This is a genomic window from Bacteroides sp. AM41-16 (genome assembly GCF_003603495.1).
GTDB classification, from domain to species: Bacteria; Bacteroidota; Bacteroidia; order Bacteroidales; family Bacteroidaceae; genus Bacteroides; species Bacteroides uniformis.
The window spans coordinates 97280-109040 of the sequence record NZ_QTNE01000009.1; the positions used below are offsets into that span (position 1 = coordinate 97280).

The 11761-nt window shown below is 47.4% G+C and carries 9 protein-coding genes; 1 reads left to right on the forward strand and 8 read right to left on the reverse strand.

Going from position 1 to position 11761, the window contains the following annotated elements; translation table 11 throughout:
• Positions 1–28: 28 nt before the first annotated feature.
• From nrfA to DW896_RS10205, 5 genes are all read right to left on the reverse strand, one after another.
• Complete coding sequence (gene nrfA / locus DW896_RS10185; RefSeq protein WP_005831485.1) at positions 29–1510, reverse strand: ammonia-forming cytochrome c nitrite reductase; 1482 nt, start codon at positions 1508–1510, stop codon at positions 29–31.
• A 21-nt stretch (positions 1511–1531) separates the two neighbouring features.
• Positions 1532–2122 (reverse strand): cytochrome c nitrite reductase small subunit, encoded by a 591-nt coding sequence (nrfH, locus tag DW896_RS10190; RefSeq protein ID WP_061412181.1) that lies wholly within the window; start codon positions 2120–2122, stop codon positions 1532–1534.
• Positions 2123–2319: 197 nt separating this feature from the next.
• Complete coding sequence (locus DW896_RS10195; protein ID WP_022402016.1) at positions 2320–3513, reverse strand: PepSY domain-containing protein; 1194 nt, start codon at positions 3511–3513, stop codon at positions 2320–2322.
• Positions 3514–3520: 7 nt separating this feature from the next.
• Positions 3521–4924 (reverse strand): DUF4374 domain-containing protein, encoded by a 1404-nt coding sequence (locus DW896_RS10200; protein ID WP_005832438.1) that lies wholly within the window; start codon positions 4922–4924, stop codon positions 3521–3523.
• 43 nt (positions 4925–4967) lie between these two features.
• The gene (locus tag DW896_RS10205) at positions 4968–7274 is read right to left on the reverse strand and encodes a TonB-dependent receptor (protein ID WP_227186626.1); all 2307 of its coding nucleotides are present in this window, start codon (positions 7272–7274) and stop codon (positions 4968–4970) included.
• Between the two features lie 364 nt (positions 7275–7638).
• Here DW896_RS10205 and eno point away from each other — a divergent pair, with 364 nt between their 5' ends.
• Complete coding sequence (gene eno / locus DW896_RS10210; protein ID WP_005831501.1) at positions 7639–8919, forward strand: phosphopyruvate hydratase; 1281 nt, start codon at positions 7639–7641, stop codon at positions 8917–8919.
• A 355-nt stretch (positions 8920–9274) separates the two neighbouring features.
• On the opposite strand, the gene queF is transcribed toward eno, so the two are convergent.
• The 3 genes from queF to DW896_RS10225 all read right to left on the reverse strand — a co-directional run bounded on the left by queF (position 9275) and on the right by DW896_RS10225 (position 11212).
• A complete protein-coding gene (gene queF, locus DW896_RS10215) occupies positions 9275–9730 on the reverse strand; it encodes a preQ(1) synthase (protein ID WP_008664917.1) in 456 nt (151 codons plus the stop codon).
• Positions 9731–9761: 31 nt separating this feature from the next.
• The gene (queC, locus tag DW896_RS10220; RefSeq protein ID WP_005831503.1) at positions 9762–10418 is read right to left on the reverse strand and encodes a 7-cyano-7-deazaguanine synthase QueC; all 657 of its coding nucleotides are present in this window, start codon (positions 10416–10418) and stop codon (positions 9762–9764) included.
• A 113-nt stretch (positions 10419–10531) separates the two neighbouring features.
• Positions 10532–11212: a queuosine precursor transporter gene (locus DW896_RS10225; protein WP_005831504.1), complete on the reverse strand. Its 681-nt coding sequence runs from the start codon at positions 11210–11212 to the stop codon at positions 10532–10534.
• Positions 11213–11761 lie beyond the last annotated feature (549 nt).

The following is an 11761-nucleotide window of genomic DNA, read 5'->3' on the forward strand; positions in this document are numbered from 1 at the left end:
CTGATTTATGATTTGACGATGTACAAATTTATTTTAGTGCTAACCGGTTGTTAGCTTTCGCTTTTTCCAGCCAAGCCGGTGCTGTAGTCTTCAGGAAATTGTCCTTTGCAGCTCTTTCGGCATCCATATCGAGCCCGATATATTCCTGCGCCTTGTCTTTGGTGGAGATATCCGGCATAGGAACATTGTCTGTATATCCATGCTTCGCCAGCACCTTGGAGATAGCCAAACGCGCCTGCATGGCTCTATCCAACCCATGAGACAAGACACGCTGGATTTCTTGCGGTGCGTGGAAAGAGCCGCCGTGAGATGCCACACCGAAGTCCCAACGCCATTGTGCCTGACGAATCAGCGCCAACACATCTTTCATCTGCTCTTCCGTAGCTCCCTTATCCCAAGCAAATTTAGCTTCGATATGGGCTTTGGCAAGTTCCTGCTCCAAGCGGTTACGGATTTCATTGGCCTTGCGCTGGCGTTCGTAGACGTTGTTGCGCAAAGTTTCCTCACTTTCGCGGTGGCAGGTTTGGCAGGTACGGTCTATCATAGCCAACGGACTCTGTATATGGTGGTCGCTGAACTTCACGCCACCTTCACTCTTATAAGGCATGTGGCAGTCCGCACACGATACGCCACGCTGGCCGTGAATCCCCATCTGGGCTATTTCAAAATCGGGGTGCTGCGCTTTCAGGATAGGGGTACGGCTCAACTTGTGTATATAGTCGTAGAAACCAGCCTCATCATAATAGGCTTCCATGTCTTCCACCGTAAAACCTTTGTCCCAGGGGAAAGTCAGGTACTTGCCGTCGCCCTTGAAGTAATACTCCACATGGCACTGCGCACATACCAGTGAACGCATCTCCTGCGGAGTGGCCTTGGTAATATCCTTGCCTTGGCGTTCAAAAGCCTCTATCAAAGCCGGACGGCTGATATGCAGGTTCATGTTTTCCGGTTCGTGGCAGTCGGCACAACCAATCGGGTTTACAATTTCATCGCCCAAAGCGCCCCACTTATTGTTATAGAAAGCATCCACACCGATAGCTTCCATCATGCGGGGCACATCGGGGCTCTTGCAAGTCCAGCAAGTAGAAGGCTGCGGGCCATCCGTAGCAGTGGCAGGCGCACCGGTACGAAGAGTTGCCGTAATGTCCTCGATGGCATGCATATGTCCGCGCGGAGTGGAATAGTCCTTGGAGAAGGCATATCCCGCCCAGAGCACTACCATCTCGGGACGCTGTTCCAATACATCCACAGCCACATTTCCATTGAATTCACTCTGGAAGTCGGTCTTGGCAGTTTCAGTCCATGTCTGATACTCACGGGGGAAATCACTCTTAAAGACTTCGTTGCGTGCCTCAATTCCCTCAATCACTGTTTTGCGGTTATTGAATACACTTGCCAGCTCGGCCCTGCGCTCCATCAAGGCAGAAACACATAGCCCCAAGACAAATACAACGACCATTGAACCACCGAACAACAGCCATCCTTGCCACGATTTTAATCTCTTTTCCATATCTATGAAGATTTATTGTTATTATTCCTTTATCAGTTTCTGCAACCACTCCGGCACGGGAGATTCCGGATAGGGTACCAATGCAGCGGGTGTAGACGAAAGACTGTTCATTCCACCATGAGGCACGTCGCGGTGGCAATCCCAGCATGCCTTTCCGTCGCCGGTGAGGGTCATCATGTAGTCTATTTTACCAGCATCCACAAACTCGTTGGTCAGTTGCGTATGGCAACGGATGCAATTATTCATAATGACCTGCGCACTTGCTGCCTCGGCTTGGATAGCCTGCGGTTCGCTTTTAGTGAGAAAGGCACCCACGTGCTTCATGCCGTCCATGCCTTTGAAAGCCCATTTCTTTACTATATTCTCATGAGGGACATGGCAATCGTTACAAGTGGCATCCCGGCTGTGGGAACTGTGCATCCAGGTTGCATAATAAGGAGCCATGATGTGGCAGTTGACACATGCCGCAGGGTCATCTCCCAGATAAGTGTGCGCCCGGAGAAGATACATAAACAAGCCTCCGCCGCCGACGAGGACACCGCATACAATGAGTGCCGTTACTTTCCATCTGTAGGACGGAAATAGTTTACTTATGATTGGTAACTTCGCCATAAAATGAATATTTTCAGCAAAAATAGGCAGTTACAATCTAAAAAAGTGTAATCATGATTACATTTTTCCATTTATTTTTCAGTATTTTTAATAAAGCATTCATTCTCCAGACATACCTATATGAAAACGTCCACAAAACACGCGCGCCTGCGCATCTTGTGGACATCTTCATCCTTTTATAAAACTGCCTGCTTTTTCTAAGCAACTTTCTTTAATTGTATGTTCGCTTTCCTACTGCCCTTCCGAATCAATCTGCGAATCCAAAGATAATAGCCCGTCAGCGGCAAGCTGGCCCCTACCAAAGCGGCAAGGAAACTCAATATGCGGGTGGTCAGCCCTCCCCAACTGCCTACATGAACGGAGAATATCCAGCCACGGATTTTTCCTGAAGCGTCGGCATCCTTATATAAGGTAGCCCCGGTGATTTCACCGCTACGGGGATTGAACGTATAGCGGTCGGCAGCACGCTGGTTGCCCAACCGATTGAAAGAAACCGTAGCAGAGCCTTTGAACACGGTAATCTGTTTATAATCAGGATTGAGTTCCTTCAGTTCTTCGTAAACCTTCTGCCAGCTTGTAAAAGGAGAGAAAGAATTTCTTTCACGATGCTCACCTCCCGGTCTGCCACCAGACCGGCCTTGAGCCCGTTCTCCTCCCTGGGCAGCAGTTTGTGCCGAAGCACCATGTCCTCCACCCCCTTGCGTGGTTTCCACTCCGAAAACTTTGTAGAAGCCGGTGCGGTACCAGGAGAAAGACCATGACAGTCCCGTAAGCGCCATTACCAACAGAAGAACCAGCGTGTACATACCGCCTGCCACATGCAGGTCATAGCAGAACCGACGCCAACCCTTACCGGAAACAATCTTCAAACTGTTCTTCAAAGCCTTTTTTGTACGGGGCCACCAGATGACAATGCCCGATATCAGGACAAAGACAAACATCAGCGTGGCAGTGCCCACAATCATTTTCCCCCAGAAGATGCCTCCATCGGGCTTCATGCTGTCCAGCAACCAGCGATGCAGGCGGAACATGGTCGTGAAAAACGGCGCACGCTCATACTTGCCCTTTATCTCACCCGTATACTGGTCTACATAGACGGAAGCACGACGAGGTTTGGAAAGGTTCACCTGCCAGGCACGCTCCGGAGCAGACGAGGCTGTGACACCCGTCACAGAAACACTATCCGGCAGAGTAGCGGCCACTTTTTCGGCCACCTTGCCCATGGGAAGCGGTGCCGGCCCGACTTTCTCCACATAGTAGAGGTCGCGGTGGCAGAGCTCCATCACCTCCGTCTCGAATACCAGCATGGCTCCGGAAAAACAGATAAGGGTAATCAGTAGCCCGAAGGGGACTGAAAGCCATAAATGTATCTTACGAAAAACTTTCTTCATAGGAGCTTTATTCCAGTTTACCTACACCGTTCAGTTGGGTTGCATTGACAACCAGACCTTTGGTAGCTGTTGCATTGGCAGGGTCTACCTTATAGATGGCAGGATAGCCGGAAGAGGTAGTGACTGCCACATATGCGTTGCCATTTTCCATGTACGGGGTATTACCAAAGCCGGAGACATCGCTTGGAAGGCCGTTCACATAAGTCAAAGCTCCAGTGGAGGCATTGAAGACGGCAAGTTGGTTGGCAACCTTGTCTGATGCCGTAATTGCCTTATCATACATCAGCAGCAGGAAATAATTACCTGAAATATACCAAGTCCGCAAGAAAGAGGCGCCATTGGCTTTCTCTTCAAGATTATAGTAATAAGCGGCATCAAATTCTTCTGCTTTGGTATCGATGCGTACAACTCCAGCAGGCAATGTAGTCTGCTGACGCGAATCACTCATGGTCTTGGCATAGCTCGGAGAAAATACATATACATAGCCGTCGTCGGCAAGCCAGTTCATCTGGTAGTACTGTGAACGGTTACGTCCGGCAGCATAACTGATTTTGTCTGTAGTGATGACCTTATGAGAATTCAGTGTCTGATCACCAAAGATAGCGATATGGCATTCATTAGGATACTGGGTCCATTGCAATTCGTCCTTCTCATAGGCACCGCTACCCTGCCCGCCGGATTCTGTCTTTATTAAATCCTCATTACCGGAAAGCACCCACTTGTAACTACCGTCTTCGTTCTTCTGCATGCAACCATACTGGCTAAGCCCCATGGGAATGGCTGCTGCATAAACCTTACTGCCCACTTGTTCTATACCGGCCAGTGTTACGTATTCACCATTTTCAAGGAAATTTTCGGCAAGAAATGGAGTATCCTTTGTTACCGAGTTCTTTGTATAAGTCTGTTTCTCGACATCCAGATAGGAAATCAAAAAAGATTGGGGAGTATATCCATTTGCATCATTCAGTTCCGTAGGGCCGTCGCCGGTAGAAGTCGTCATTATAAATTGGTCATAATAGCCGTAGGTAGTGAAACGATTGACGTTATACTCCTGGCTACGTTTTTCCAGTTCACCGTTTGTATTCATAATGAACGACTGGGTAGTGCCTGCATTTCCCTGGTGATAGTTCAAGGCATACAGATATTTGTTTCCGTAGAACACCCAGTAAGTAGCCCCATCGTTCACAAGGCCATTGCCGGCAGCAGTAATTTCACCGCTTTCCAGTGACTCGGCTGTCAGCAGGACAGGAACGGAGCTACCTGAAACTGTAGCCGTGGCAGCTATCACATAGTTACCCTTTGAACCGGAACCGGAGCCGGAACCCGGTTCGTCTGTGTCTGTACAAGAAATTAAAGCCATTCCGGTCATTGCCATTGCAAAGAGGCCGGACAAAAGATAATTCTTCTTCATTTGTTCTTCTTATTAATTACACCTATTAAAACCATTATATTTATTAATCACCAAAATGTACACGTATCTTGCCATAGAACGCACGCCCGGCTTTCTGAAGGCTGAAGTTGTCGTACAAATCCTCGTTCGTGAAGTTGCGGCATTCAAACGAGATATTATAGCGGCCATTCTTCAGACTATAGCTCAATGTCAGGTTATGGGAGAACTGGTCGGGTACCATGAAATCCTTGTTCTTGCTACCGATGGCCTGCGAATAGTAGGAGAAGCTGTGCATGTACTGGTTGTCGTAAGTCACGGACAGTATATTCCCTTTCTTCCAGAGGTCGCGCCAATAGAAGTTTACGTCAAAATCAGCAAACTGATAGGGCACATTGGGAATGCGTGCCTTGTAACCGAGATTTTCCACAGAGTTGCCGGTACTGCCGATTTGCATCTTCTCATTGTCACGCACATTCATCTGCGTGAAGTTGCCGCCCACACTCAGCCAGCGTCCGAAGCCATAGCGTGCCGATACATTGTATCCCTTCGTCAGCACCTTGCCGTAGTTGGTATAAGTGGCCCCTTCTTTTCCTCCGCTCAAGTCCTGGATATTACGCTGGATATAATCCTTCGTATTGCGGTATACCACACCGCCTTCCACGTAGACAGAATGTTTTCCAAAACTCCGGGAATAACTCAGGTTCAAGTTGATGTTGTCACTTTTCTCGGGACGGATGCCGATGTCTCCACTCTCCAGGTCTTCGTCACCAAACATCTCTTCGATAGTGGGCAGGCGGTAAGCTTTTTCATAAGAGAGCTTCGCCTGCAAGCCGGGTAGGATGAAGTAGGTTCCGGCAGCACCATATCCCCAAGAGTCTACCGTACGGCTGGTGCGTACATAATTACTACCGGTATCATCCTCGGCCATAGGTCCTGCCACATACTGGCGGTAGTATTTGCCGAATGCCGAGAAGTTCCACTTTTCGGAAGGCATCAGGCGGTATGACAAACCGGAGATATTCTTGCGGGTCTGCTTGGCAATGGCATCCGTCTGTTCTTCCACCGCCAACAGTGAAGTATTATCACGCTGGAATGCACTCAACACATGATTGAAAGTCAGCATGTGGACTCTGGCAATGCGGTAATTCAAGGTCAATGTACCGTTCCAATTGTCATTATCGGCACGGGAATACTGGCGGGACTGTTCGCCGGGACTGTTCAGCGGATGTTTCTCACCAAGCCAGTTGTATTCATAGCGGGCAGTATCCACATTCGTAGTGGCATTGCGATTGTAGTTGGCTGTCAACACCATATCCAGCCCCTTGATTATCAAGTTGCGTTTGCTGTATTCCATCGAAGGCATTAGTGAATGGCCGAAGCGGTGCTTTTCTCCGAAGACTGTCTTCTGGCGTACACCGGTCTGTATGTCCTTGTACATGTGCGAATAGGTGAAACCGAACATCAGCCGGTCTGCCCAACTTTTGTCCACAATACCCGCTTTGGCCACAATGGCTTCGTTGTGGTAAGTATCATTGAAACGCTTCACGCGCACCTTCTCACTTTCGTTGAAACTGCCCGTCTCAAAATCCTTTACCGGCGCATCTACATGATAATCGTTGTCCGAGTAGTTTTGAAAGGCATTGATTTCATAGCTGAAACCGTTCTTGAAAGTCTGTCCGAAGTTAACGTATGAGCGGTGGGTATTGAACGAGCCGTAAGAATAAGAAGCATCCAGGAACCAGTTCCGGCGTTTCTTGTTGGTAACAATATTGATGACACCGCCAATGGCATCCGTACCGAAGCCCACGGGAACTACACCCTTATATACCTCTATACGGTCGGCAAAGCTCACCGGAATATTGTTCAGGCTGAAGGAGCTTCCCACACCTTCCTGCGGCACACCGTCAATGAACACCTTGACGTGCTTTCCGCTAAAACCGTCCAGCATCAACTGCATGTCCGAACCTACCCCACCCGACTCACGGAGTTTCATGCCCGGAGCCTTGGTCAAGGCATCGCTCAGATTCTTCGTGGTGTTCTGGAGTTCCTTTGTATCGACTGCCACAGCATTGAATGCCGACCTCTTCACCCGGCTTACTCCGGTAGAAACGATAGTCACCTCGTCCAGCTGTTGCGTTTCGGGAGCGATGGTTATGTTCAGCTTCATCCGCTCATCATTGACCAGTTTCACCTTTTTCTCCACCTTTGTATAACCTACGGCAGACACCACCAGCGTATAGTCGCCGGCAGGCGCCTTGATGTGATAGAGGCCTTCCTGATTCGTGGTTCCTCCATAACTCGTCCCTTTCAGATAAACAGTCGCAAAATCCACCGTTTCTTTTTCCGTAGAAATGATTCTACCCGAAATCATCCCTCCTCTCCTCTGCGCATGTACAGACAGAGAAGCCAACAGAAGGAAAAACAGCAGCGAGAATTTAAGTGTATATGCTTTCAATTTTATAATAATTATAATGTTGTTAGTAAACCGGTGCAAAGGTCATTATTAACAGCCAGCTGTGCAATCACTTATTGTAGGTAATTATATGGAGTGGATTTATCGTATATATCATATTATGCAATCACCATTGATAGGTATTATCAATAATAAATCTAAAAAAAGAGGAGCCGGGAAATGAAAAACCCCTATTTATAGGTATTGCCCAATATGCCTTTTTGTACGACCTTTGCTGCAAATTAAAACAAGACAACGGACAATAAATTATTAAAGTTTAAGTATGAAAATTGAAAAGATTGTAGCCCGTGAAATCCTTGATTCACGCGGCAATCCCACAGTAGAAGTGGACGTTATTCTGGAATGTGGTGTTATGGGACGCGCAGCAGTGCCTTCCGGTGCTTCTACCGGCGAGCACGAAGCGCTGGAACTTCGCGATGGCGACAAGCAACGCTACGGTGGTAAAGGTACACTAAAAGCAGTAGAAAACGTCAACAAGATAATCGCACCGGCACTGATTGGCTGGTCGTCACTGGAACAGCGTACCATCGACCACAAGATGCTTGAGTTGGACGGCACGCCTACCAAATCCAAGCTGGGTGCCAACGCCATTCTGGGTGTCTCACTGGCAGTAGCCAAAGCCGCCGCCAATTATCTCGATATACCTTTATACAGATATATCGGTGGAGTAAATACCTACGTAATGCCGGTCCCGATGATGAATATCATCAATGGAGGTTCACACAGCGACGCTCCTATCGCTTTCCAAGAATTTATGATTCGGCCGGTAGGCGCCTCTTCCTTCCGTGAAGGCCTGCGCATGGGAGCCGAAGTATTCCACGCCTTGAAAAAAGTGTTGCACGACCGCGGCCTCAGCACTGCCGTAGGTGACGAAGGCGGTTTTGCACCGGCACTGGCAGGAACAGAAGATGCGCTGGACTCCATCATGAGCGCCATCAAGGCTGCCGGCTACGAACCGGGCAAGGATGTGAAAATCGGTATGGACTGTGCCTCATCCGAGTTCTTTAAGAACGGTATCTATGACTACTCCATCTTTGAAGGCGAAAATGGTAAAAAACGTACTGCCGACGAACAAATAGCTTACTTGGAAGATTTGATTAATAACTACCCGATTGACTCCATCGAGGATGGCATGAGCGAAAACGACTGGGAAGGCTGGAAGAAGTTGACCGAACGCATCGGCAACCGTTGCCAGCTGGTTGGCGACGACCTGTTCGTGACTAACGTGGAATTCCTTGAAAAAGGTATTGCCATGGGCTGCGCCAATTCCATCCTTATCAAAGTCAATCAAATCGGTTCACTCAGTGAAACGCTGGATGCTATCGAAATGGCACACCGCCACGGTTATACCACAGTGACTTCTCACCGTTCCGGCGAAACCGAGGACGCCACCATTGCAGACATTGCCGTTGCCACCAACAGCGGACAAATCAAGACCGGTTCTCTGAGCCGCTCCGACCGCATGGCGAAGTACAACCAACTATTGCGCATCGAAGAAGAACTGGGTAACCTTGCTGTCTATGGCTACAAAAGAATAAAATAACCCTTTGTAGTGAATAAGTCATAAAGAGGGAATAGCGTCTTTGGGAAAAGGCGCTATTTTTATTAAAGAATCGTCTATATCTTTGCAAAAGTCATCCCCTACTATCCTCTATAGGAAAGATTCTTTCCAAGATGGTAGCAGGTTAATGTTTCATTGACTAAAGACTATTCGTCCGACAGTCGTTACATTATCGTCCGACATATGTTTAATTATCGTCCGATAGCTGTTGGACGATAATTAAACATATGTCGGACGAATAGTTTTTAGTAAGCAAGAATATAAAATATAGCGGCGCAACAATCATTTGCTCCCAAAGCCTCCCTTTATTATTTACGGAGGCCTTCAAAAACAGTCCTCATTCACGGTTCATCAAACGATGCTCTGCCATCTGCTCGAACTTCGTGCCGGGACGTCCGTAATTGGCATACGGATAAATGGAGATGCCTCCGCGCGGGGTGAAGATACCCGTCACCTCAATATACTTAGGGTTCATCAAATGAATGAGGTCTTTCATTATGATGTTCACGCAATCCTCGTGGAAAGCACCATGATTGCGGAAGCTGAACAAGTAGAGTTTCAAACTCTTGCTCTCTACCATCTTGACATCGGGGATATAGCAAATACGGATTTCTGCAAAGTCCGGTTGCCCCGTGATGGGACAGAGGCTGGTGAATTCGGGGCAGTTGAAACGCACCCAGTAGTCATTGCCGGGATGCTTGTTATCAAATGCCTCCAATACTTCGGGGGCATAGTCCTGACGGTATTCTGTCTTTCTCCCCAAAAGGGAAAGTTGGTCTTTCAATTCTGTCATAGCCATATATTTTTAGTGATACAAGTGTGCCTCATTTAGTAGAAGCCAAAAACTTTTCCAATCCTTCTCTGCGCAACGTGCATGCCGGGCAGTGTCCACAACCATCTCCCGGGATACCGTTATAACAAGTCAGCGTTTCGTGACGTATAAGTTCGAGCACTCCAAGCTCGTCTGCCAGCGCCCAGGTCTCCGCTTTGTCAATCCACATCAGTGGTGTGTGCAGTACGAATTGCTCGTCCATAGCCAGGTTCAGCGTCACGTTAAGCGACTTGATGAAAGCATCCCGGCAATCGGGATAACCGCTGAAATCGGTCTGCGACACCCCCGTCACAATATGATTAATCCCCCGCTCGCGGGCGTAAACGGCGGCTATACTCAGGAAAAACAGATTGCGTCCCGGCACAAAAGTATTCGGAAAGCTGTCTGCCGGCTTCTCCTGGTCCATCTCCATGCCGGCATCTGTCAATGAGTTATGTCCCAGCCGGCCGATAAAGGAAACATCCATTACTTCGAACTCCACACCTGCCTTACGGGCAATGGCCCTCGCCAAGTCCACTTCCTTCTGATGTTTCTGTCCATACAGAAAACTCAGCGCATACACTTTCTTAAATTCACGTTTTGCCCAAAAGAGGCAAGTGGTCGAGTCCTGCCCGCCACTGAATACCACCAAAGCAGTGTCCCTATTCATCTTGTTAAAAGCCTCTCCCCTTGCCCTCCCCCGTAGGGAGGGAAACAGAGAGGGCATTGCTAATTATTTGTTTGACATAATAACTGATTTCCCCTCACTACGGGTAAGGGGCTTTAAATATCGCCTATTTTCCATACTTTATAGGAGATGCCTTCATCATAGACATCACTACCGTCTATCCGCTTAATAGCTTTTACCACACGGATAGTCACAGGCAGTATCAATACCTCGTACATGGACTTCAGCAGAATCTGGATACACATCATCACCAGCAACTCCCGCCATGCAATGATTCCTCCGAACGCCACCGGAAAGAAAATCAACGAGTCTGCCGTCTCACCAACCACCGTCGACCAAATGGCACGTGCGGAGAAATTACGCCCGTTGCTTGCCAGTTTCATGCGGCTCATTACGTAGGCATTCAGAAAAGAGCCCACCAAGAATGCCGTCAGACTGGCTATGACAATACGGGGCGCCATTCCAAAAACAAAATTGAAATGCGCGGCACCATCCCAGAAAGGGGCGGCAGGCAACGCCACGGCTATCAGTCCCAGCATTACCACAAAAAAGTTCATGGCAAAACCGCTCCAGATAATCAGGCGGGCTTTACGAAAGCCCCAAACCTCGGCAATGCAATCGTTGATAATATAAGAAATCGGGAAGACCAGCAATCCGGCTGTTACGGTAATACCAAAAACCTGGATAACTTTAGTCTCAAGAAGATTGGCTGCAATCAGGCATACATTGAACAGAATGCCCAGCAACATAAAAGGTACAGATACTTTTTGTTTCATACTCCTGTTTTTTACGTGGTGTTCTAGAATACACGACCGCTATTCACGGCATCATACATTTTAAATCCGGTTGCAAAGGTACAACAAGTTTTGCAAATGAACAAACAACATATATTTTAACTAAAACTCAAGCAAGACAAAGCTCCTTTTTTTTATTCGAAGTAATTACAGACAGTGCATATTTAGTTAACGAGACTTAAATAAGATTTCCCAAACCAAGAATATTATTTACAATAGTTTTAAAAAACATAAACCAATAGCATAAAAATCAATATATTAACTGATTTTAGCACAAAATCAAAAACATGCAACCAAGTTTGCTCTCAAACAAGATTTCATTCACGCAAATTTCTTAAGCAAATAAAATAATGGACAACATATTTTAATACATACGATTCTATATTTTAAATAATGAAAATTAGGATTATATTTGATAACAACAATCCGGAAGCTCTGGAAAGCACATTGATATTAACCAAGAATATACCATATTATATATAGTAACCTTAGAAAAACAATGAATGCCTATGATTTACCCGAAAGCCCCAA